Genomic DNA, 24,832 nt, shown 5'->3' with positions numbered 1-24,832 from the left:
TTTTTTTATATTTAATGCATAAAATTCTATATATTCGAAATAAGTGAAATGACTGGCTATATTTTGTTTTTAAAAACAGATTATTAAGAGCAAAAAACCTTTGATTATATCGTGTTGTGATGTTGTAGGTTGAATTGCGATAAATGATTTTATTTCATATAGTTATATCTATACAAGATAAACTCCCGTGCGCTCATGAAAAATCAATTAAAATCCTTATTTAGCGTTGCCTTATTGGCTACAGGTCTAGGCTTGACAGCGACTGTCTCACAGGCGGCTGATCGTCAATTTCTAAACGTGTCTTATGATGCAACCCGTGAATTCTATGATGAATTCAATAAATCATTTGGTGCTTACTGGAAAAACCGGACCGGTCTGGATGTGAACTTTAAACAGTCACATGGTGGTTCGGGCAAGCAGGCACGTTCGGTGGTCGATGGCCTAAAAGGCGATGTGGTGACTTTGGCGCTGGCCAATGACATCGAAGAAATCGTGAAATCTGGTCAGATTCAACCCGGCTGGCAAAAAGAGTTTCCGCATAATTCTGCACCTTATACCTCAACCATCGTGTTTATGGTGCGCAAGGGCAATCCGAAGGGCATTAAGGACTGGAGTGATCTGACCAAGCCAGGCGTAGAAATTATTACCCCCAACCCGAAAACCGGTGGTTTGCCACGTTGGGTATACCTCTCTGCCTGGGGCTATGCCGAGAAACAGCCGGGGGGTAATAAAGCCAAAGCACAGGACTTTGTCGGTAAACTCTATAAAAATGTCAAAGTGATGGACTCAGCAGCACGTGCTTCGATGACCACGTTTGCTGAGCGTGGCATTGGTGATGTATTGCTGACTTGGGAAAATGAAGCACTGGTTACCCAAAAGACTTTGGGTAAAGACAAGTTTGATATTATTTATCCGTCAATTACGATTTTGACCGAGCCATCGGTGGCCATTGTCGATCGTACCGTGGATAAAAATGGCAATAAATGGTTGGCAACAGGTTATATCAACTACCTGTACTCCCCATTGGGTCAGGAAATGGCAGCCAAACATTTCTACCGTCCGCGCAATGAGAAAGTATTAGCCAAATATTCAGCACAATTCCCGAAAATCAAAACCTTTACCATTGATGAAGTGTTTGGTGGCTGGGCCAATGCACAGAAAACCCATTTTGTGAATGGCGCGATTTTTGATCAGATCTATAACTCAAAACGTTAATCTGCTGATTTGAAGACGAATTACAGATAAACAGGCCTCCCTTGCGGAGGCTTTTTTATTGACGACACTCAAATAAAAACGGTTTTCTCTATGGAAAGTAATATTTATCTACAAAAAGTCGTTTGGAGCTTTGCTGAAACAGGGTGATAATGTGCAGTTAAATTTTTCGCCCTATTGATTGAGTTTTTATGTCACATATTTCTGTATTACTTCACGAAACGATTGATGCCTTGTTGGCAGGTCGCAATACGGGAATTTATGTAGACGGTACTTTTGGTCGTGGCGGACATACCCGTTTATTGTTATCAAAATTAGATGAACATGCACGTGTGTATGGCTTTGATAAAGATCCTCAGGCCCTAGAGACGGCAGCAATCTTAGAACAAGAGGATCCACGTTTTAAAATTATTCATGCCAGCTTTGCCGATCTGAAAGACGCACTGGCTGAGCTTGGGATTGAGACCGTGGATGGAGTGATGGCAGATTTAGGCGTGTCTTCGCCGCAGCTGGATCAGGCCGAACGTGGTTTCAGTTTTATGAAAGATGGCCCGCTGGATATGCGCATGGACAATTCTCAAGGTCCAACTGCAGCAGAATGGCTGCTTGAAATTGAAGAAGAAGCACTGGCCAATATCATTTTTAAATACGGTGAAGAGCGTTATAGTCGCCGGATTGCCAAAGCCATCAAGGCGGCAGGGCAGATTGAGACCACGGCTCAACTTGCGGAAATTGTGAAAGTCGCGCATCCAAAATGGGAAAAAAATAAGCATGCTGCGACGCGTACTTTCCAGGCGATTCGTATTGCTATTAATAAAGAATTAGAAGATATTGAAATCTTCTTGCCTCAAGCAGTTGAGGTTTTAAAACCTGAGGCACGTTTGGCCGTAATTAGCTTTCACTCTCTGGAAGACCGTTTGATTAAACAATTTATTCAAAAAGAATCTACATTAGACGAAGATTTTGGCTGGGGAATGCCGGGGCAGCAAAAAGATACACGACGTTTAAAGAAGGTATCCCGCGTAAAAGCCAGTGACGAAGAAGTCAAAGCCAATCCTCGTTCACGTAGTGCATGGCTCCGGGTCGCAGAACGTTTAGCTTAATAGGCACATCATGAAAACTGAAGTGGTTGATAAAAAAACAGAAAAGTTGTGGCTTAAACAAGCCTGCATCTATCTCGTCTTGATACTGATGGTCTTCATCAGTGCAGTCTTTGTGGTATTTCAGGTGTTTGAATATCGTCAGGACACCAGAAAACTGAGCACTTATCTGCGTGAGCGTGATGACCTGAATGCAGATTGGGGTCGTTTGTTAATTGAACAGCAAACTTTTGGTGCAACTGCGCAGATTGGCACACGTGCTGTCACCCAGCTGCGCATGTATTCTCCCCCGGTTTCACAAAGTGTCGTCATTTCTTTACCACAAACTTCAGATGAGAAAAAATAAGGCTAGCGCTCGGACATGATAGACAAAAGAAAGAAGCAAGCGGTACGTAAAAAACAATCAGTTACCGACAAAAACGCCTCAAATGTGTATATCAATCGTTTCTATATCATGTGGGCGGTGGTGTTGCTGTGTTTTATTACACTGATTTGTCGTGCCTTCTATGTGCAGATTATCAATAAGGATTTTTTGCAAAATAAAGCCAATGCCAATATTTTAAGAACCAATACCATCAAGGCCATGCGTGGCGTGATTTATGACCGTAATGGGGTGCCGCTGGCGATCAGTACGCCGATCATGAAAATCGTGATTGATCCACGTGACTATTTTGACAATAAAAAACTCTATGACGAGACCATACTGGCACTAGAAAAAGAGCCAGATAGCCGTAAGCTGAAACGCCAGTTGCCGGATAAAAACCTGAATCTGGATGAACTGGCCGATGCAGTCGGTATGGATCGGGCAGAACTACGCAAAAAAATGCAAGAACGCCCGCGTTCTCGTTATCTGATCCTGAAAAAAGAAGTTCCGCCACAACAGGCCGAACTGATCATGAAGCGTAATTTTCAAGGCGTGTATACCGAGAAAAACTACAAACGTTATTATCCGCAGCCACAGCCCAATTCACAGATTATTGGTCTGACCAATAGTGAAGGCACCGGGATTGAAGGTCTGGAAATGCAGCTCAATACCCGTCTGGCAGGTGAAGATGGTGAGCAGCAGATTATCCGGGATAAAAAAGGCAACCGGGTTAAAGAGCCGGAAGTGATTAAAGAAGTCGAGCCGGGCGAGAATATCACCCTGAGTATTGACTCGCGTCTGCAATATATTATGTACCGTGAATTGACTGCGGCAGGTGTGGCCAATAATGCCCGTTCTGCGACTGCGATTGCGGTCGATGTAAAAACCGGGGAAATTCTGGCCTTGTCATCTTGGCCATCATATAACCCGAATGATAAAAATGGTCTGCTGAACAAGGATGCCATGCGTAACCGTGGTGCAGTGGATTCCTTCGAACCGGGTTCGACCATGAAGCCCTTCACTGTGGCAATGGCTCTGGAAAGTGGTAAATATACGGCCAATTCAGTGGTCAACACCACACCGGGCAGTATGCGAATTGGCAATCACACTATTCGTGATACGCATAACTATGGTCAGTTAACACTGGGCGGTATTATCCAGAAATCTTCGAACGTGGGTGTCGCCAAACTGGCCTTGTCTTTGCCGTATGAAACTCTACCTACTTTCTATAAACGCTTGGGTTTTGGCTCACGCTCAGCAGTAAGATTCCCGGGTGAAAGTGCCGGTCTGATCTTGCCACCAAGTAAATGGAATGTGTCAGAAGTGGCAACCATGTCCTATGGTTATGGCCTGAATGCTACTGTGCTGCAAATGGCGGATGCCTATGCCATGCTGGCCAATAAGGGTGTGAGAATGCCGCTGAGCCTGTACAAGCTGGAAGAACAGCCGCAGGGTGAGCAAATGATTGATGCCAATATTGCAGATCAGGTCTTGCTTATGCTGGAAGTAGCAACTCTGCCTGGCGGTACCGCCACGCGCGCGACAATTCCGGGTTATCGTGTGGCAGGGAAAACCGGTACTGCGCATAAACTGCGTGCCGATCGTAAAGGCTATTCTACCAATGAATACCGGGCTTTGTTTGCTGGCGTAGCGCCCGTGAGTGATCCGCGTATTGCCATGGTGGTGGTGGTCGAAAATCCGCAAGGCACCTATTACGGCGGTACGGTATCGGCACCGGTATTTGCACGCGTGATGCAGGAATCCTTGCGTCTGCTAAATGTCCCTCTGGACAAACCTTTAGAATCTCCCAAAGTCCAGTAAATAGGTGATCAATGTCTATTACATTTAAAGATCTCTACGCCGTTCAGGATACTGCTGAATGGATGACCCAAGCCTTTCAGGGTTTCGAACTGGATAGCCGTAAAGTTAAGGCAGGGCAAATTTTTATTGCCTTGACCAGTCTGTCACAACCAGAAAAAACTGCAGTATTTGCACAAAAAGCTTTAGAGCAGGGTGCCTTAGCGGTGATTTCTGAAATCGAATTGGATATCTCACCCAATCTGGTGGTTGCTGATGTCCGACATTTGATGGGACAGTGGCAAAAACAATACTTACAAGCCAGCCAACCTGTTCAGGCTGCAGGTATTCTTGCAGTGACCGGCACCAATGGTAAAACCACGATTTCACGTTTGGTTGCGGAACTGTTCATGTTGCAAAGCAAAGCTTGTGCAGTGATGGGGACGACAGGTAACGGGATTTTGCCAAATCTGGAAGCCTCGTCGCATACCACGCTCGATGCTTTGCAATTGCAAAATGCTTTGCATGTTTATGCTCAAGCCGGTGCTAAATTTGCCTCGATTGAAGCCAGTTCGCATGGTCTGGAGCAAGGTCGCTTGAATGGCTGTGATATCGAGATTGCGGGCTATAGTAATTTAAGTCGCGATCATCTGGATTATCACGGGACGCTGCAAGCCTATGCAGAAGCCAAATCTGCTTTATTTAAATTTGAAAGTTTAAAAGTGGCTGTCATCAACCTGGATGATGCGCATGCTCATATCATGATTGATGCAGCGCGCAACAATCCCTCACAGCCAGAAATTTTGACCTATTCAACCCGTCAAGCTGCGGATTATCAGGTTCAGGATATTCAATACAGCATTTCAGGTGCAGCCTTTAAGCTGAAAACGGCTTCTGCTGAATATGTTGTGAACAGTCCGCTGCTTGGACATTTTAATATTGAAAATCTGGTCGCTAGTCTGATCATGGCAGAGCAGGCCGGATTTGATTTAAGCAGCTTGATTGCGACTGTGCCACAGCTCAAAGGTGCACCAGGCCGGATGCAGGTGCTGCGTGATGGCGAGCGCCTATTTGTAGTGGATTATGCGCATACACCTGATGCCTTGACTCAGGTTCTCATCACTTTAAAACGTCATGTTTCACAAAATCTCTGGGCCGTCTTTGGCTGTGGCGGCGATCGTGACCGCGGCAAGCGTCCACTCATGACCCAAGCAGCATTAGAAGGTTCGGATATTACGGTCTTGACTTCCGATAACCCGCGAACCGAAGATCCTGCACAAATTTTTGCCGATATGAAAAATGGCATCGACTTTTTAGGCAAAAGCTACCATGAAATTCATGACCGTCGTGAAGCGATCAAGTTTGCCGTTAAACACGCGCAGGTAGGGGACATCGTGGTGATTGCAGGCAAAGGTCACGAAAATTATCAGGAAATTGATGGTGTACGTCACTGGTTTGATGATGTGGTCGAAGTGCAAGCCGCGATTGATGCCCAGCATCACAGCGCAGATTCAGCTTATCCAGCGTATTAGGATTCAGATATGCATACCTCAACAACCAGTACCGTGCCACTTGCACCTTGGACAGCAGAACAGCTTGAACAAGCGACTCAAGGCAATTGGCTCAATAATAAAAAACCGGCAGACGCCATCAAACGTATTCTGACCGATTCGCGTGATGCTGAACAAGGGGATGCTTTCCTTGCACTGCAAGGCGAGCGCTTTGATGCCCATGATTTTGTGGCACAAGTAGCAGCAAGCGGCTGTCAGATTGCGATCGTCAGTCGACCGCTCGATATCGATATCTGCCAGCTTGTCGTAGACGATACCCGTTTGGCACTAGGGCGGTTGGGCGCATACCGTCGTCAGCAGAATCCTCAGCTCAAAGTCATTGCCTTGACCGGCAGCAGTGGCAAGACCACCACCAAGGAAATGCTGGGGAGCATCTTGTCTCGTCTTGCGCCGACACTGATCACGCGTGGCAACCTGAATAATGACCTCGGCGTACCGGTGATGTTGCTCGAATTACGTCCCGAACATCAGTATGCAGTGATGGAGCTGGGTGCCAGTCATCAGGGCGAAATTGATTACACCTCAAACATGGTACAGCCGCATGTAGCCGGGATTATTAATATCGGGACTGCGCATTTGGGTGAATTCGGCGGTCGTGATGGCATTTGTACTGCCAAATCTGAAATTTATGCGCATATTACAGAAACCTCGATTATTCCTGCCGCAGATGATTTTACTGAAACCATTCGTCAGGCGGTCAAAACTGAACAAAGCTTAAGTTTTGGTGCCGGCGGTGAGGTGTATGCCAGCGATGTCGTGCTTGATGCGCAATCTTCTACCTTTACCCTGCATACACCACAAGCTTCGAAAACAGTTCAGCTGCCCTTTGCCGGTGAGCATAATGTTGAAAATGCCACAGCAGCGGCTGCCTTTGCTTTGGCAATCGGGATTGGTCTGGATGATATTGTGACCGGTCTGGAGCAGGCTGTGGGTGCCAAAGGCCGTTTGAACTTTATTCAACACAAACAGTATTTGCTGATTGATGATACCTACAATGCTAATCCTGGTTCAATGCGTGCAGCAGCTGAAGTTTTGGCACAGCAGCAGGGCATTCGGGTCATGGTGACCGGTGATATCGGTGAACTCGGTTCATCGGCTGCGATGGAACATTATAAGCTGGGTCGAGATCTGGTCTCGGTCAAAGGCATTAACTTTGTGGTGGCTGTGGGTGAATTTGCACCTGCCGCACAGGAAGGTGCACGTAGTACCCAATATGGCAAGAAAATGCAGGCTTTCCTGAATCAGGAGCAGGCATTGCCATTTTTAATTCATTTGATTGAAACACATCAACCTCAGCCGATGTCATTTCTGTTTAAAGGGTCGCGTTATACCCATATGGAAACATTGATGGCTGCATTGATGGAGAAACTCTAAATGCTGTTATGGCTCTTTGAACATTTGGCGGGCTTTGACAGCACGTTTCAGGTGGTTCGTTATTTAACTTTACGTGCTTTACTCAGTGTCCTGACGGCATTGACCATTGGTCTGGTGCTGGGTCCTATCATGATTCGCAAGCTTCAGGCACTCAAATATGGTCAGTCGGTCAGCTCGTATGCCCCTGAAAACCATGCCAAGAAAATGGGTACACCGACCATGGGTGGGGTACTAATCCTGCTTTCAATCGGTATTTCGACCCTGCTTTGGGCGGATCTTTCCAATCCTTATGTCTGGATTGTACTGGCGGTGATGGTCATTTTCGGTGCCGTGGGTTGGGCAGATGACTGGATTAAAATCCGTTATAAAGACAATGCCGGTCTGCCTGCGAAGAAAAAATTCTTCTGGACTTCGGTCGGTGCATTGGGAGTCGGTATTGCCCTGTATGTGATTGCACAGCAGCAGACCAATCCGGTACATACCGCGAATATGCTGGATCTTTTGATTCCATTTTTTAAAGATTTGACGATTCCGCTGTCGGCTATTCCACTGGGGATTGGCTTCATTATTTTTACTTATTTTGTGATCAATGGTGCATCCAATGCGGTAAACCTCACCGATGGTCTGGATGGTCTGGCGATTATGCCAATTGTACTGGTTGCAGCAGGTCTGGGTGTATTTGCTTATCTGGCCGGAGACGTGCGTTTTGCCAATTACCTGCATATTCCCTATGTGAAATATTCCTCTGAACTGGTGGTGATCTGTGCGGCGATGATTGGTGCCGGTCTGGCATTCCTGTGGTATAACGCCCATCCTGCGCAAGTGTTTATGGGTGATGTCGGTGCTTTATCGCTGGGTGCGATGTTGGGTACGATTGCCGTGATGGTTCGCCAGGAAATCGTCTTTGCGATTATGGCCGGTGTATTCTTGGTCGAAGCGATTTCAGTATTCTTGCAGATTGGTTCATTAAGAATGCGCAATAAACGCGTGTTCCTGATGGCACCACTGCATCATCATTATGAAAAGAAAGGCTGGCGTGAAACTCAAGTCGTCATTCGTTTCTGGATTATTACAATTATGCTGGTGGTTTTGGGTCTAATGACCTTAAAATTGCGCTAAGAGATGCATTGAAAAAAGTCGGCGCAGGCCGGCTTTTTTGTTTTGGAGAGAATGATGAATTTACTCATGTGCCCAGTCTGTCGCCAGCAGTTGAGCTTAAATGAAAGAACATGGCGATGTGAGAATCATCATAGCTACGATGTGGCCAAGCAAGGCTATGTGAACCTGCATGTGGTGCAACATAAACACAGTAAAAATCCTGGGGATACGCCTGAGTCCGTCCAGGCACGTCGTGCATTTTTGAGTGCGGGTCATTATGTGCCTTTGCAACAGGCCGTGGTGGAGAAGCTGCGAGAGCTGCGTATTGAAAATCTTTTAGATATTGGGTGTGGTGAAGGCTACTATACTGATGCCATGCAGACTGAAGTGCTGCAATGCGTCGGGGTGGATATTGCCAAAAATGCCGTTCAGGTCGCGGCCAAGCTCAATAAAAATATCACCTGGGTCGTAGGAACCGGGGCGACTTTACCGGTGCTGGATGGGTCGATTGATATGTGTACCAGCCTGTTCAGTCCGATCCCAAAACAGGAAATTTTACGGGTTTTAAAAGCTGAAGGTTATTTAATGGTGGTGACACCTGCGCCACAGCATTTATATGCGATGCGTGAGGCACTTTTTGAAGAAGTGAAACCCCACGAACCGCAAAAGTTTGTTGAGCAACTGCAAGATGAATTTGATCTGCTCAGTGAGCAGGTGATTGATGCCCCGATGACTTTGCCACAGACAGATTTAAAAAACCTGATTGCTATGACACCGTATGCTTACAAGGCCAAACCTGAACGCCGTCTGGCACTTGAACAGCAGGATCAGTTTAAATTGCTGGCGCAATATCAGATCTATCTGTTTCAGAAAAAATAAAAATTCACCGATAAAAATGCCCTCATTGTTGAGGGCTTTTTTATACTAGTTTGTCGGTTGTGGTTATTGCACTTCTTGAATCAGGTTTTCTAAAGCGTCCACTTTGCTTGGTTGAAGCGGCTGTTCTGGCGGAGCAGTTGTTTCAGCAGTATCTGGCACAGCGATTTCCTGTCCCGGCAGATCTTCGAAATCCGTTTCTGTCCGTTTCGGGACGACCACAGGTGCCGGGCGGTAAAGCGTAGTGGCCATTGGTGGTGAAGACGGATCATTCTGCGCTTCATCACCCTGAACTGCCTTGCTTCGATTCACTGGTGCCTTGGCATTACGGTCTAAACGCACCCATGCTTCTGGCTGACCTTTTAAGGCATTGCCCATAAAGTCGGTCCAGATCGGTAAGGCTGCCACACCACCATATTCACGGCGTCCCAAGGTTTTAGGCTGGTCAAAGCCGACCCAGGTGATAGTAACCAGTTTGCCATTGAACCCTGCGAACCAGGCATCTTTGGCGTCATTGGTGGTTCCGGTTTTGCCCCCAATATCATTTCGCCCGATTCTTAAGGCCGCACGGCCGGTACCGTGCTGAATCACATCACGCAGAATATTGGCCATGTCATAGGCAGAGCTGGATTTTAAAATACGCTGTGCCTGACGATAATTACTGTCTTCGGCAGAGACTTTGGGTGCAGCCTGTTTCTGTTCTAGAGTTGTATTGTTGATTGCAATCGCTTCATCATCTGCGGTCATGGTGTCGGCAGGTTGAGCAGATTCTTCTTCGGTATTGATACAGGAAATACACGCATATTCAGGCTGAGCCTCAAAAATGGTATGGCCATAGGCATCTTCAATACGGTTAATGAAATGTGGCTGGATCCGGTAACCGCCGTTGGCAAAAGTCGCATAACCTGTCGCCATCTGAATCGGCAGAACCTGAGGCGTGCCGAGTGCAATGGTATAGTTACGCGGGATCTGATTGTCCTGTAAACCAAAATCCATAAACAGCTGACGGGTACGTTCAATCCCGACAGCCTGTAATAAACGCACTGAAACGGTATTGCGCGAAAGATAAAGTGCGCGGCGTAGCGGGATCATCCCCAGATAACGGCCATCTGAATTACGAGGTGTCCATTTGCCAATGGTAATTGGCGCATCATTCACCATGGTATGCGGTGTCATGCCTCGTTCTAAAGCCAGTGCATAAACAAAAGGCTTAATCGTAGAGCCGGGTTGACGCCAGCCCTGGATTGCACGGTTAAATTTCGACTGATAAAAGTTGTATCCGCCCACAATGGCTTCAATTGCACCATTATTTGGATTGATGGCAATCAACTGTCCTTGCACATTTGGAATTTGTACCAGCGACCACGAGGTTTTATTCTGATTCGGTCGTAAACGTATAATATCTTTGACTTTGACAATCTCGGAAGCTTTGCTCGGCGCACCACCTACACTGTTGACATTGCGAAAGGGGCGCGCCCAAGACATACCGGACCACGGTACAGTTACCGTGGTGCCATCCTGCATCAACGCTTCAAAACTGGAATTGCCAATCTTGGTCACTTGAGCAGGGTAGGTGTTGGCATAGGCACGGAAATTTTCCAGCGGTTGATCATGTGCTTCAGCACCACGCCAGCCATGTCGACGGTCATAAGCTTCCAGACCCTCTTGTACCGCCTGTTCTGCATAGGTCTGGCGTTCACTATGGATGGTGGTATAGACCTTGTAGCCAGAATCTACCGCCTGTTCGCCAAAGTTTTGTACCAGTTCAGAACGCACCATCTCACCGACATACGGGAATTTATTGCGGGTACTGCGGTCAGGCATATCCAGATTGATGGGTTCAGCAATCGCTTGTTGATACTGACTCTGGTTCAGATAGCCCAGTTGCAGCATACGTCCTAAAATCCAGTTGCGACGTTCGAGAGCACGTTTGGGGTTGGCCACCGGATTATATCGAGAAGGCGCTTTAGGTAAGCCCGAAATCATGGCCATCTGCGCAATCGAAAGCTCTTCTAAACTCTTGTTATAGTAAATTTTGGCTGCTGCTGCGATCCCGTAGGCATTCTTACCCAAGAAGATTTTATTCACATAGAGTGTCAGAATTTCTTCTTTAGTCAGGCTTTGCTCAATCTTACGGGCCAGAAAAATTTCAGTCAGTTTACGCTTGAGTGTTCGTTCAGGGCTGAGATAATAGTTTTTCGCCACCTGCATGGTGATAGTGGAACCACCGGTCTGCACATCCGAACCCGTGATACTTTCACTGACTGCACGGCCTAAGCTTTTAAAACTGATTCCGCTATGCTCGAAAAAGCTGGAATCTTCAGCGGCGAGGAAAGCATGAATAAACTCGGATGGAATTTGTTCATATTTCACGGGAACAGAAAGCTTGCCACCATACTCAGCAATTAATTCATTATCTGAACTAAAAACTTGTAAAGGCTTTAATAAAGGCGCCTTTTTAAGCGTGGACATTTCAGGCAAAGATGGGGCAATATAGAGATACATGCCATAGAAACCCATCGGAATTGAGATCAGGATAATGATAATGATCAAAAAAAATGGGTGAACAAGGCCTGAACAAGATAGCTTTTTCATAACAAGTAAGTTTTAATAAGAGCTAATGGCGAACTAATTACCGATCAGTATATCCTTTAGATATACATATTGTTAGATGAGTTATTGTATCTATATAAAATTATAGATCGGATCGATTGGTAAGTTAGATTTAATTGGGGACAAAAAAATAATAGGAATTATATTGTGCGCAGGTTATATCGTAAACCAAATAAGGGGTTAATAGGAGTTGATATTAGTTCGACTTCTGTTAAGGTTTTGGAGCTTTCTGTAAAAAGTAGCCGTTACTGGGTAGAGAGCTATGCTTTGGTCCCATTAATGGAAAACAGTGTTGTTGAAAAAAACGTCTTAAACCCGGAAGCAGTCGCGGATGCCCTTGGGCGTGCAATTAATTTGGCCAACACCCAGTCGAATCATGCCGCTTTTGCCATTCCAACCTCTATGGTGATTACCAAAACTATCGAGATGGATGCAGACATGTCGAATGATGAGCGTGAAGTTCAGATTCGTGAGGATGCAGAACAGTATATTCCGTTCCCACTCGATGAAGCCAGTCTGGACTTTGAAGTTCTGCCTGACCGTCTTGCCAATCCAAACCGGGTCAATGTGCTGTTGGTGGCAACCCGCATTGAAAATATTGAAGCACGTTCTGAAGTTTTGGAAATTGCCGGACTGACACCCAAGATCGCGGATGTAGAAAGTTTTGCGCTGGAAAATGCTTTTAAAGTGTTTTCGGATACTTTGCCGATGGGGGTAAATACTGTCGGTATTTTAGACATTGGACATAGTATGACGACTTTATCAGTCATGCAGAACAACAAAATTATTTATACCCGTGAGCAGGTGTTCGGTGGCAAACAGCTGACTCAGGAAATTCAGAACCGTTATGGTCTGTCTTTTGAAGAAGCCGGGCGTGCTAAAAAAACCCGTGCTTTGCCAGATGATTATGATATTGAAGTGCTAGAACCGTTTCTGGATGCTGTGGTGCAACAGGCAGCGCGGTCATTACAATTCTTCTTTTCATCGTCTCAGTTTAATGAGATTGATCATATTTTATTGGCCGGCGGGAATGCCAATATTCCAGGTCTGGCAAAATTATTACAACAAAAACTCGGTTACCGTGTCACGATCGCGAATCCATTTTTGCAAATGGGCTTTTCTCCTCAAATTGATATTAAAAAAATTGAAAATGACGCGTCATCACTCATGGTTGCATGTGGTTTGGCATTGAGGAGTTTTGATTAATGGCAAAGATTAACTTACTTCCTTGGCGTGATGAGCTAAGAATTAAAAGAAATAATGAATTCGTGGCAATCTGTGTGGGGGCGCTTTTCTTAGGACTGGCGGCGGCAGGTTCAACCTGGTTTTATTATGATCACAAGCTTCAGGATCAGGAACAGGCCAATCAGCTGATTCAAAGTACCAACCAGAATCTGGATGTGCAGTTAAAAGCGCTAGAAGGTTTGCAAGAGCAACGTAATGCCATTGTTGAGCGGATGAAGCTGATTCAGGGCTTGCAAACGCAACGTCCGATCGCGGTGCATTTGATTGATGAAATTGTACGGGTGACACCAGCCAATATGTACATCACCAAGTTTCAGCGTACTGGCGATAAATTTAGCATCGAAGGTCGAGCCGAGAGTCCAAATACCGTAGCAGAATTACTGCGTAATCTGGAAGCTTCCTCCTGGTACCGAAATGCCTTTATGAATGCCTTCCTGGTGGCTGAAGAATCCAAAGAAAAGGCACCGAGCTCGATTATTCCACGTGTTGAAGAGTCTTATGGCAGCTTTACCGTGACTGTGGATCTGGATCAGATCGCTGAACCGGTACTGAATGAAGAACAGCAAGCAGCCAATACCACTCCGGGGGCATCATCATGAGTAATGAAAAATTCGATGAGTTCAGCCAGGATGCCGTGGCTGTACCTAAAAATAAAATGACAGTTGAGAAATTTTTTCAGCAATTCAATACCCTAGATCCTAATAATTATGGCAGCTGGCCTTTATCGGTCAAGATTAGCTGCTGGATTTTTATTGTTATCTTGGTATTTATGCTGATTTATTTTGCTCTGACCAGAAGTACGATTGAATCGATTTCACAAGCCAGTGCCCAGGAACAAAACCTGCTGAATGAGTTTCGTGAAAAGGAATCAAAATTACGTAATCTACAACAATATCAGATTCAGCTTCAGGAAATGGAAGCGCGTTTTAACCAGCAATTAGAACAATTGCCGAAGGAAACTGAAATTCCGGGTCTGGTTGAGGATATTAACCTGAGCGGTGTCAATTCAGGTCTGAAGTTTAAAAATATCCGTCTGGAACCTGAAATTAAGCAAGAGTTCTTTATTGAACAGCCCATTGCGATTGAAGCGACTGGGGATTATCACGCTTTTGGCTCTTTTGTCAGCAGTATTGCAGGTTTGTCGCGTATTGTTACCTTGCATGATTTCACCATTACCGGTACTGAGAATAAAGAGAAAAAGTCTGAGATTCCGGTGATTGATTATGTGGTCAAGGCCAAAACCTATCGTTATGTGGGCAATGCCGAGGCTTCTTCAGCAGGTACGAGCACGACTCAGGGGGCGCAGTAATGAATAGGATTAAAATTACTTCAGTTTTAGCGCTTGGACTGGTATTGCTGGGATGCGATTCACGTATTGATGCAGTCAATCAGGAAATGGCCAATATTCGTAACCAGCCACCTTTGCCGATTGAACCTGCACCCGATTTTATGCCAGTTGAAACCTTCAACTATGCAGCACATCAGATCAAAAGTCCTTTTCTACCGAGTTCTCTGGCTGCCGAGCTAAAGATTATGGCGGGGAAACGGGTTTATCCAAATTTATCACGCCAATTGCAACCACTGGAAAGTTATCCTCTGGAAACCTTGAGCATGAAAGGCAGCATGCGCAATCAGGCCGGACAGATTCTGGCTTTAATCCAGACACCGGATGGCGAGATTGAACGGATACAGCGTGGTAGCTATATGGGGCTTAATCATGGTCGTGTGAGTGGTATTACACCAACGCAGATCGATTTGATTGAGATTATTCCAGATGGCCGTGAAGGATATGTGGAGCGTCCGCGAAGTCTGGTTCTGATTGGGCCGGCACCATAAGTTTTAGGGAATAACAATGAATAAGAGTATTAAAGAATTTATTTTTGGGGATGCTAATACAATGAATCGTGTGTTTCGTCAGTTTTCAATGGGTGCTGTTGCGATTGCGGTGATGCAAGCAGCCAGCGCGCAGGTAGCCGTGACCAATATCGTAGCTATGCAGCTTCCTGGACAAGGAACTGAAATTCGGGTGATGTTCAATGGTTTGCCACCACAGCCACAAGCCTATCAATTAGAATCACCTTCGCGTCTAATTTTAGATTTTGACCAGGCCCAACAAAACTTAAAGCAAAGCAATATTCCGGTGGCAACACGTGAAGCCAGTTCGGTCGATGTGACTTCGGATGCACAACGTGCCCGTTTGACTGTTAATCTGGCAGATGCTGGTGCCTTTACCACGCGAGTTGAAGGGAATACCTTTATCCTGAAAATCAATTCAGTCACACCAGTCGCGACAGCTCAACCGGTATTACAGCAGTCAGCTCAGGGAATTAGCAATATCAGTTTCCAGCGTGGGGCTCAAGGTGAAGGTCAGGTGGTGATTGACTTGGCAGGCAACAACACCCCGGTCGATGTACAGCAGCAGGGGACTAAAATCATTGTTCGAACCTTAGGCACGAAGATCCCGACGCATTTGACCCGTCGTCTGAATGTGAATGATTTTGCGACGCCTGTGTCGAGTGTGGATGCAGTGAATCAAAATGGATCAGGCGTGATTACGATCCAGTCCGGGGAAAGCTATGAATATATGGCTTATCAAACGGATAATAAGCTGACCATTAGTTTGAAACGCCCGGAAGCCAAGAGTCCGCTACGTCCGAAGACCGTGGCTTATAGCGGCAAGAAAATTTCACTCGATTTCCAGGATATTGAAGTACGTCGTGTACTACAGCTTTTGGCTGATTTTACCGATATCAATATGGTGGCAGCAGATAGTGTACAAGGCAATATTACCTTGCGCCTAAAAGAAGTGCCTTGGGATCAGGCACTGGATATTGTACTGAAAACCAAAAACCTGGATAAACGCCGTAATGGCAATGTGATCTGGATTGCACCAGTGACAGAATTGATTAAGGCAGAAGAGGAAGAGGCAAAAGCCTTGAAGCAGAGCGTTGCACTTGCCCCGATTCAGACTGAATATATGCAGCTGAGTTATGCTAAAGCTACAGATATTGAAAAACTGATCACTCAAAATAAAGGTGCATCTAGTTCGGGCGGTTCAAGTAACACCACGAATAATGATGATAAAGAAAGTTTATTAAGTTCACGTGGTTCAGTGTCTATCGATGCACGAACCAATACCATTATTGTGAATGATACCCAACCTTTTATCGATAAAATCCGGAATATGGTGGATCTGCTCGATGTACAGGTCAAGCAAGTAATGGTTGAGGCGCGTATTGTACGTGCCACCACTGACTTCACTAAAGAAATGGGGGTGAAGTGGGGGATTCTGTCACAAGGAATTACCAACAATAATAGCCTTCTGGTCGGTGGTAGCGATACGACATTGTGGGATCTCAGAGATCCGCAAGAAAGTGATTTGGGCGGATATACTTATGAAATTCAGCGTCCACAAAACCTGAATGTAGACTTGGGTGTCACCAGTCCGGGTGCAAGCCGTATTGCCTTTGGTTTGATTAGTCTCTCTGATTTTATGCTGGATCTTGAACTGTCTGCATTGCAAGCGGATGGCTATGGTGAAGTTATTTCAACACCAAAAGTACTCACAGCAGACAAGCAAAAAGCCACGGTTGCATCTGGTTCACAAATTCCGTACCAATCTGCTGAAGGTGGAGGGGCCAATGCTGTATCCACTACTGAGTTTATTGATGCGACTTTGAGTCTGGATGTCACGCCAAGTATTACTCCTGATGGGAAAGTGCAGATGGAGCTGAATATTACCAGTGACTCCCCAGGCAACCCAACGCCGACCGGACAATTGACTATTAATAAAAACCAGATCAATACCAATGTGCTGGTGGATAATGGTGAAACAGTGGTCCTGGGTGGGATTTTTGAGCAGGAAACCCGTAATGCACAAACCAAGGTGCCATTCCTGGGGGATATTCCTTATGTAGGGCGTTTATTCCGTAAAGATTTAAAATCGGATAACAAGCGTGAGTTGCTGATTTTCGTTACACCTCGAATTGTTAATGACAGTGTTTCAAGAAATCATTAATATATTTTGAATTTAACAAAACGAATAGGTGACTCCTTGCCAAGCAAAGAGTTTGAAACCCTACCAAATCTTTATTTGGTAGGGCCGATGGGGGCCGGTAAAACAACAGTAGGACGACATCTCGCAGAATTGTTAGGACGCGAATTTCTAGATAGCGATCATGAAATTGAACGTAAAACAGGTGCGACGATTCCCTGGATTTTTGAGAAAGAAGGGGAACAGGGTTTTCGTGACCGTGAAACTGCTGTAATTAATGAACTGACTTCACGCCCCCATTTAGTTTTAGCCACTGGCGGTGGTGCCATTACTCAGGTCTTGAATCGGGACTATCTGAAACAGCGTGGGATCGTCGTTTATCTCTATACGCCGGTTGAAATTCAACTGCAGCGTACCTATCGCGATAAAAACCGTCCACTCCTCCAAGTCGAAAATCCGGAACAAAAGTTACGTGATTTATTGGCAGTTCGTGACCCCTTGTATCGGGAAGTGGCACATCATATCATTGAGACCAATCAGGGTGCGGCACGAGATCTGGCGCAGCGGATTCTCAATCTCATTACTTCCAAGAACTAAGTACATTGAATAAAGTGGTTAATCAAACATGCAAACCTTATATGTAGAACTCGGAGAACGTCGTTACCCTATTTTTATCGGGAGCGATCTTGATCCACAGGCCTTATTGGCTCCCTATATTCATGGCAAGCAAGTGATGATTGTGAGCAATACCACGGTTGCGCCACTTTATTTGCAGCATTATCAAACTGCGATTGCAGCTTTAGACAAGCATGTTGCGACCTGTATTTTGCCCGATGGTGAAAAATATAAGGATAGCCAGCATCTGAATCTGATCTTTGATGCATTGCTTGAAGCTGGTTTTAACCGGGACTGTACGGTGCTTGCGCTCGGTGGTGGTGTGATTGGCGATATGGCCGGTTTTGCTTCGGCATGTTTCCAGCGTGGCGTGTACTTCATTCAGGTACCGACGACTTTACTGTCTCAAGTCGATTCCAGTGTCGGTGGAAAAACCGGGATTAATCATCCACTGGGTAAAAACATGATTGGTGCATTTCAGCAACCGCAAGTGGTGCTGGCCGATATGTCGCAACTTTCTACTTTACCCGATCGTGAACTTGCGGCCGGTTTGGCTGAAGTCATTAAATATGCGCTACTCGGTGATGAATCATTTCTGCTCTGGCTTGAAGAGAACATGGATGCTCTGGTCAGTCGTGATGAGAAACTACTGGCTGAGGCCGTTTATCGTTCCTGTGCGCACAAGGCCCGGATTGTCGCCAATGATGAAAAAGAGCAAGGGGAACGTGCTCTACTGAATCTGGGGCATACTTTTGGACATGCGATTGAATCTTATCAGGGGTATGGTGTCTGGCTACATGGTGAGGCTGTTGCAACAGGTATGGTCATGGCGGCAGATTTATCACAGCGTATGGGCTGGATTTCTCAGAGTGATCTGGAGCGTACAAAAAAAATCATTTCTCGTGCCAAACTTCCGATCGTTTGTCCTAAAATCCCTCTTGATGATTTCCTGGCATATATGGCCCATGACAAAAAAGTCTTGAATGGACAATTGCGTCTGGTGTTGTTGCAACAATTAGGCAAAGCTGTGATTACTCGGGATTTTGATCTTGAGCGAATGCAACAGGCAATTTTAGCGAATCAGGCATAGGTTTTAGTTTTTATGACAGCATTACACACTCCTTGGCAAAAGGTTCAGCACTATTTCTGGCTGGTCTGTGGTGTATGCTGTCTATTTGCAGCCTTGATCTTTTGGGCCATTACTGATTCAGATGCGGTAATTGAAGTGGAAAAAAAGCCAGAAACTAAAGTTCAATTACAAATTCAGCCGGAAAAAGTAGCGACAATGACCCATCTTGGTGCGCTTTTTGACGAGGTCAAACCCCTCGATTTGAATACCCGCACCATTGTAAATGCCAATCATGAGCCAGAATTTCGCGGCACCAAATTTGTTAATGAGGCGAAAAAACAGCATGCGATTGAATTATTTCGCGTCAGCAATGAAGCCATTCTCAAAAGCTTTCTTAAAAAACAGCCAGATCGTAAGCCTTTTATTTATCTAAGAATATCCGGTGAAAATCAGCCAGAACAATATGTGCTGCTGTATGGTCAGTATAAGACCGCCGCAGAAGCCAATCAGGCCTTATCTACATTGAATTTAAATTTGCCTGCTTCAGTGAAGCCTGAAGTGGTGCCAATACAGCAGTATGTCAGCCTAGTCAATAATCTGGGTTCAGAGGAGTTGGCAAGCAATCAAAAGCTGTATGAGATTCGCTTGAAAAACGTACCTTTACCGAAGGTAGATGAATCTGTACGACTCAGACAGCAAACTCAGGCTGAGGTTAAACCGCGTAGTTCGGATGCGACCACCAGTACCACAATTGTGCGTCGTGATGCCGCTGGCAATGTGCTCGATGTACAGAAATCCGAAAGTGCTGTAGAAGGTGCACCACAACCACAAAACAATAATAATCGACCGAACCAAGGGGGGAATTCCCGTCCTCAAAACAATGAGATTAGTGATCCTTTTAACTAACCCGTTCTAAAATAGCGCACCAAAAAAATGACATAATTAGAAATGTGCGCTTTTGGTGCAAAAAATACACATTAAAAATAACCAGTATCCCTGTAATCCTTGTTAAAGCTTTGTCATCTGTATGGTTTTAATTTATGTGCTATTTATTGGCATGTAATTTGCTTTATTGGTGCATGGATTGAATTAATCTCCCTGTTTTAGCGCGAAAAATGATTCGATGACAACCTATGAATGTCATATTTATTCCTGATTTTTATGTTATTCATCAGCAAAATAAACTTTATTTTTTATGCATTCGGTCTGAAAAAGGACTAGGCTGAAGAAATAAAGATGAAAAGATTTTGCTCTAGCAAGACGGTCTTCGAAAGTCCATTCAACGCAGCGCAGAGAAGAATTTAGATTGTTTAACAGCCTATTGAGGCTTCGTGAAAGAAGGGTACGCTATGCACATGCCATCGCCTAATAATGTAGCTCCCGCTCAAGGTTTATACCAACCGGATGAGTTTAAAGATAACTGTGGTTTCGGTTTAATCGCCCATATGCAGGGTGATGCAAGCCATGATCTCGTCAAGACCGCGATTCATAGTCTGAGTTGTATGACCCACCGTGGTGGTATTGCCGCGGATGGTAAGACTGGGGATGGTTGTGGCCTGCTTTTGGCGATGCCGAAAAAGTTCTTTCGTGAAGAAGCAAAACGCTTAAGTGATACAACTTTAAGTGAAGTCTTTGCTGTCGGTTCGGTGTTCCTAAATCTTGATCCTGCGCTTGCTGCACATGCCAAACAGGTTTTAAACAAAGAAATTGAAGCTGAAGGTCTCATTGTTCTGGCTTGGCGTGTGATTCCAACCCATGTCGATGCACTGGGTGAAATTGCCTTGCAATCGATGCCGGCATTTGAACAGATTATTGTCAATTGCCCGATGGGCGTGACCGAGGTTGAATTTAACCGTAAGTTATTCCTGGCGCGTCGTCGTGCAGAACAATTGCTGCTGAATGACACCTCATTCTATGTCACCACGTTATGTTCAACGGTCATCAGCTATAAAGGCTTGATGATGCCGGAAGCGATTGCAGACTTTTATACAGATCTGGCTGATCCGCGTCTAGAATCACATATCGTGGTGTTCCATCAGCGTTTCTCGACCAATACTTTGCCACGCTGGCCGTTGGCACAGCCGTTCCGTTATCTGGCGCACAATGGTGAAATCAACACCATTACGGCCAACCGTAACTGGGCCATGGCGCGTGTGCCAAAATTTGAAAATCCGTTATTGCCGGGTTTAACTGAACTGAAACCGATTGTGAATCGTACCGGTTCGGATTCTTCAAGCCTGGATAATATGCTGGAGATTCTGGTCGGTGGTGGTATGGATCTGTTCCGTGCCTTACGTATGCTGGTTCCGCCTGCGTGGCAGAACGTGGAAACGCTTGATGCGGACTTGCGTGCTTTCTATGAATTTAACTCAAAACATATGGAAGCCTGGGATGGCCCGGCAGGTCTGGTGATTCAGGATGGCCGTCATGCGATTTGTATGCTGGATCGTAACGGTCTGCGTCCGGCACGTTGGGTGATTACCAAAAATGGTTATATCACGCTGGCGTCGGAAATTGGGGTCTGGGGTTATCAACCTGAAGATGTGATTTCTAAAGGACGTGTTGGCCCCGGCCAAATGCTGGTGATCGATACGCAAACCGGCAAGGTACTGGATACGCAAGATGTGAATCATCATCTAAAACGTATGCGTCCATACCGTGAATGGTTACGTGAAAATTCTGTGCGTTTGCAAGGTAGCCCCGAGCTGGAAGAATATTTATGTGATCAAGGCTTAAAAGGCGATGGCCTGAAAGCGGCACAGAAAATGTTCATGGTAACCTTTGAAGAACGTGACCAGTTATTGCGTCCAATCGCGGAAAGTGGTCAGGAAGCTGTGGGATCGATGGGCGATGATACGCCCATGGCAGTATTGTCACGTCAGGTGCGCCATGTGTCGGATTATTTCCGTCAGCAGTTTGCGCAGGTGACCAACCCGCCAATTGATCCACTGCGTGAATCGATCGTGATGTCACTGGAAACCTGTTTAGGCCGTGAACAAAACGTGTTTGAACAGGGGCCTGAACATGCTGACCGTCTGATTATTTCCAGTCCGGTCCTTTCAAACTCGAAAATGCATCAAATCCGTACCTTGGGGCGTAAAGGTTACGAAATTGCTGACATTGACCTGAACTATACTGAAACTGAAGGTTTACAAGCCGCAATTCTGCGTATTTGCATCGAGGCTGCACAAGCGATTCGTGATGGCAAAACTTTACTGATGCTTTCAGACAAGAAAATCCGTGAAGGCCACTTGCCAGCCAATGCCTTTATGGTGACCGGTGCGGTGCATCATTACTTGATTAATACCGGTTTGCGTACCGATGCCAACCTGATTGTTGAAACCGGTTTTGCCCGTGATCCACATCAGTTCGCAGTGCTTCTCGGCTTTGGCGCAACCGCGATTTATCCATATCTGGCTTATGACGTGATCAATGATCTGGTCGCCAAAGGCGAGCTCTTGGGTGATCCAATCTATGCACAAAACAATTTCCGTAAGGGGATTGAAAAAGGTCTACTGAAAGTTCTATCGAAAATGGGAATTTCGACGGTAGCCTCTTATCGTGGTGGTCAGTTATTTGAAGCAGTCGGTCTGTCGAATGAAGTGGTTGATACATGTTTCATTGGTGTGCCAAGCCGTATTCAGGGTGCAACCTTTGTTGATCTTGAAAATGATCAAAAACAGCTGGCCGATCTTGCCTGGAAAAACCGTAAACCCATTGATCAGGGTGGTTTGCTGAAATTTGTATTCGGCAAGGAATATCATGCCTTTAATCCGGATGTAATCAACTCGCTGCATAAAGCAGTGCGTTCAGGTAACTACGCAGATTTTAAAGAATATGCCGAACTGGTGAATAACCGTCCGATTGCCACCATTCGTGACCTGTTTAAACTGAAAACTGATAATTCGATTCCTGTTGAACAAGTGGAATCGGTAGAAGAAATCCTGCCGCGCTTTGACTCTGCCGGCATGTCTTTGGGTGCCTTGTCACCTGAAGCACATGAGGCGATAGCGATTGCCATGAACACGATTGGCGGTCGCTCGAATTCAGGCGAGGGCGGTGAAGATCCAGCACGTTACGGCACCATCCGTAACTCGAAAATCAAACAAATTGCATCGGGCCGATTTGGTGTGACACCTGCGTATTTAACATCGGCAGAAGTTCTACAGATTAAAGTCGCGCAAGGTGCAAAACCAGGTGAAGGTGGTCAGTTGCCGGGTGGTAAAGTGAATGGTCTGATTGCCCGTTTACGTTATTCTGTACCGGGTGTCACGCTTATTTCGCCACCTCCGCATCATGACATCTATTCAATTGAAGATTTATCACAGTTGATCTTTGATTTAAAACAGGTTAACCCACAGGCGATGGTGTCCGTTAAGCTGGTTTCTGAACCGGGTGTCGGTACGATTGCGGCAGGTGTAGCGAAAGCCTATGCCGATTTCATTACCATTTCTGGTTATGATGGCGGTACAGCGGCTTCGCCACTTTCTTCAATTCATCATGCAGGTTCACCGTGGGAGCTGGGTCTTTCTGAGGCGCATCAGGCTCTTCGTGTCAACGACCTGCGTGGTAAAGTTCGCGTACAAACCGATGGCGGTTTAAAAACCGGTCTGGATGTGGTCAAAGCCGCGATTTTAGGGGCTGAAAGCTTTGGTTTTGGTTCAACGCCAATGATTGCACTTGGTTGTAAATACCTGCGTATCTGTCACTTGAATAACTGTGCAACCGGTGTAGCAACTCAGCAGGATCACTTACGTCAAGAGCATTATATTGGCGAGCCACAAATGCTGATCAACTTCTTCACCTTTATTGCTGAAGAAACCCGTGAATGGTTGGCAGCACTGGGTGTATCGCGTCTAAAAGACCTGATTGGCCGGACAGATTTATTAGAAGTCTTGCCGGGTGAGACCGCCAAGCATGCCCATCTTGATTTAAGTAAATTACTGGAATCCCATCCTGCTGCGGAAGGCAAAGCGCAGTATTGCCAAGTTCAAGGCAATGCGCCATTTGATAAAGGTATTTTGGCAGAGAAAATGGTGGCGGAAATCCTGCCTGCGATTGAAGCCGGAACAGGCGGTGAGTATCACTTCTCGATTGGTAACTGTGACCGTTCGATTGGTGCGCGTTTATCCGGTGAAATTGCCCGCCGTTATGGCAACCTGAGCATGGAAAATCATCCGGTGAAAGTACACCTGAATGGTACTGCAGGTCAGTCGCTGGGTGTCTGGAACGCCGGTGGTCTGCATATTAGCCTTGAAGGTGATGCCAATGACTATGTCGGTAAAGGTATGGCCGGTGGTCGCATTTCGATCTTCCCGCCAAAAGGTTCGCCATTCCAGACCCAAAATACCGCGATTATTGGGAACACCTGTTTATACGGTGCGACTGGCGGTAAGTTATATGCCGCGGGTACAGCGGGCGAGCGTTTCGCGGTGCGTAACTCGGGCGCATTTGCGGTCATCGAAGGTGCCGGCGATCACTGCTGTGAATATATGACCGGTGGGATTGTGACCGTGCTGGGTAAAGTTGGACATAACTTCGGGGCGGGTATGACCGGTGGTTTTGCTTATGTACTTGATCTGGATAATGACTTCGTTGATCATTATAACCACGAACTAATTGAGCTGAATCGTATTTCCACCGAAGCGATGGAAGAGCACAAAGCCTTTCTGGGTCGTATCCTGGATGAACATATTAAAGAAACCGGTAGTGCTTGGGCGTACAAGATCCGCCATGAGTTTGATTTCTATAGCCGTAAGTTCTGGTTGGTAAAACCAAAAGCAGCCAACTTGCAAACGCTGTTAAAAACAACTCAAGCTGATCCACAATAATTCCACGACCAACAGATATATAGGCAGAAGTAAGGTAACTGTAAAGCCCTTACCTCTAGCCACGGAGAGAGAC

The 24,832-nt window shown here is 45.9% G+C and carries 18 protein-coding genes; 17 read left to right on the top strand and 1 reads right to left on the bottom strand.

Translation table 11 applies throughout. From position 1 onward, the window contains the following. Window positions 1-195 precede the first annotated feature (195 nt). The 8 genes from FTU90_RS04850 to FTU90_RS04815 all read left to right on the top strand — a co-directional run bounded on the left by FTU90_RS04850 (window position 196) and on the right by FTU90_RS04815 (window position 9,395). Entirely contained in the window at window positions 196-1,215 is a 1,020-nt protein-coding gene (locus FTU90_RS04850) for a sulfate ABC transporter substrate-binding protein (RefSeq protein WP_005094348.1), read from the top strand. Window positions 1,216-1,403: 188 nt separating this feature from the next. Beyond that, the gene (gene rsmH, locus FTU90_RS04845; protein WP_005094346.1) at window positions 1,404-2,315 is read left to right on the top strand and encodes a 16S rRNA (cytosine(1402)-N(4))-methyltransferase RsmH; all 912 of its coding nucleotides are present in this window, start codon (window positions 1,404-1,406) and stop codon (window positions 2,313-2,315) included. Window positions 2,316-2,325: 10 nt separating this feature from the next. Then, window positions 2,326-2,658, top strand: coding sequence for a cell division protein FtsL (gene ftsL / locus FTU90_RS04840; protein WP_005094344.1), 333 nt, complete (start codon window positions 2,326-2,328; stop codon window positions 2,656-2,658). Between the two features lie 15 nt (window positions 2,659-2,673). Beyond that, window positions 2,674-4,497, top strand: a complete 1,824-nt coding sequence (gene ftsI / locus FTU90_RS04835; RefSeq protein ID WP_074383637.1) for a penicillin-binding protein PBP3 — start codon at window positions 2,674-2,676, stop codon at window positions 4,495-4,497. Between the two features lie 11 nt (window positions 4,498-4,508). Further along, window positions 4,509-6,005 (top strand): UDP-N-acetylmuramoyl-L-alanyl-D-glutamate--2,6-diaminopimelate ligase, encoded by a 1,497-nt coding sequence (locus FTU90_RS04830; RefSeq protein ID WP_180049932.1) that lies wholly within the window; start codon window positions 4,509-4,511, stop codon window positions 6,003-6,005. A 9-nt stretch (window positions 6,006-6,014) separates the two neighbouring features. After that, the gene (gene murF, locus FTU90_RS04825) at window positions 6,015-7,418 is read left to right on the top strand and encodes a UDP-N-acetylmuramoyl-tripeptide--D-alanyl-D-alanine ligase (protein WP_180049930.1); all 1,404 of its coding nucleotides are present in this window, start codon (window positions 6,015-6,017) and stop codon (window positions 7,416-7,418) included. After that, window positions 7,419-8,537: a phospho-N-acetylmuramoyl-pentapeptide-transferase gene (gene mraY, locus FTU90_RS04820; protein WP_180049928.1), complete on the top strand. Its 1,119-nt coding sequence runs from the start codon at window positions 7,419-7,421 to the stop codon at window positions 8,535-8,537. 54 nt (window positions 8,538-8,591) lie between these two features. Continuing rightward, window positions 8,592-9,395, top strand: coding sequence for a putative RNA methyltransferase (locus FTU90_RS04815; RefSeq protein WP_159516326.1), 804 nt, complete (start codon window positions 8,592-8,594; stop codon window positions 9,393-9,395). Window positions 9,396-9,458: 63 nt separating this feature from the next. Here FTU90_RS04815 and ponA read toward each other — a convergent pair whose 3' ends face one another. Further along, window positions 9,459-11,987: a penicillin-binding protein PBP1a gene (gene ponA, locus FTU90_RS04810; RefSeq protein ID WP_180071989.1), complete on the bottom strand. Its 2,529-nt coding sequence runs from the start codon at window positions 11,985-11,987 to the stop codon at window positions 9,459-9,461. 165 nt (window positions 11,988-12,152) lie between these two features. Between ponA and FTU90_RS04805 the strand changes: the two genes are divergently transcribed. The 9 genes from FTU90_RS04805 to gltB all read left to right on the top strand — a co-directional run bounded on the left by FTU90_RS04805 (window position 12,153) and on the right by gltB (window position 24,759). Next, on the top strand, window positions 12,153-13,211 hold the full coding sequence (locus FTU90_RS04805) for a pilus assembly protein PilM (RefSeq protein WP_005168888.1): 1,059 nt from the start codon (window positions 12,153-12,155) through the stop codon (window positions 13,209-13,211). Beyond that, window positions 13,211-13,849: a PilN domain-containing protein gene (locus FTU90_RS04800; protein ID WP_005094324.1), complete on the top strand. Its 639-nt coding sequence runs from the start codon at window positions 13,211-13,213 to the stop codon at window positions 13,847-13,849. The genes FTU90_RS04805 and FTU90_RS04800 overlap by 1 nt, the downstream gene beginning before the upstream one ends. After that, on the top strand, window positions 13,846-14,559 hold the full coding sequence (locus tag FTU90_RS04795) for a type 4a pilus biogenesis protein PilO (RefSeq protein WP_005094323.1): 714 nt from the start codon (window positions 13,846-13,848) through the stop codon (window positions 14,557-14,559). Before FTU90_RS04800 ends, FTU90_RS04795 begins: the two co-directional genes overlap by 4 nt. Continuing rightward, window positions 14,559-15,086 (top strand): pilus assembly protein PilP, encoded by a 528-nt coding sequence (locus tag FTU90_RS04790; RefSeq protein WP_005094322.1) that lies wholly within the window; start codon window positions 14,559-14,561, stop codon window positions 15,084-15,086. Before FTU90_RS04795 ends, FTU90_RS04790 begins: the two co-directional genes overlap by 1 nt. Before the next feature lie 16 nt (window positions 15,087-15,102). Then, window positions 15,103-17,268 carry a type IV pilus secretin PilQ family protein gene (gene pilQ, locus FTU90_RS04785; protein WP_180071988.1) on the top strand — a complete coding sequence of 722 codons (2,166 nt, stop codon included), beginning with the start codon at window positions 15,103-15,105 and terminating at the stop codon, window positions 17,266-17,268. Between the two features lie 36 nt (window positions 17,269-17,304). Further along, the gene (aroK, locus tag FTU90_RS04780) at window positions 17,305-17,841 is read left to right on the top strand and encodes a shikimate kinase AroK (protein ID WP_005094320.1); all 537 of its coding nucleotides are present in this window, start codon (window positions 17,305-17,307) and stop codon (window positions 17,839-17,841) included. 28 nt (window positions 17,842-17,869) lie between these two features. Continuing rightward, on the top strand, window positions 17,870-18,949 hold the full coding sequence (gene aroB, locus FTU90_RS04775; RefSeq protein ID WP_180071987.1) for a 3-dehydroquinate synthase: 1,080 nt from the start codon (window positions 17,870-17,872) through the stop codon (window positions 18,947-18,949). A gap of 12 nt (window positions 18,950-18,961) precedes the next feature. Further along, window positions 18,962-19,834: a hypothetical protein gene (locus FTU90_RS04770; RefSeq protein WP_180071986.1), complete on the top strand. Its 873-nt coding sequence runs from the start codon at window positions 18,962-18,964 to the stop codon at window positions 19,832-19,834. Between the two features lie 449 nt (window positions 19,835-20,283). Further along, window positions 20,284-24,759: a glutamate synthase large subunit gene (gene gltB / locus FTU90_RS04765; RefSeq protein ID WP_180071985.1), complete on the top strand. Its 4,476-nt coding sequence runs from the start codon at window positions 20,284-20,286 to the stop codon at window positions 24,757-24,759. Window positions 24,760-24,832: the final 73 nt, after the last annotated feature.

Source organism: Acinetobacter sp. YH12200 (assembly GCF_013418175.1).
Classification (GTDB): domain Bacteria; phylum Pseudomonadota; class Gammaproteobacteria; order Pseudomonadales; family Moraxellaceae; genus Acinetobacter; species Acinetobacter pseudolwoffii.
This window is presented reverse-complemented; position numbering and strand designations above follow the sequence as displayed.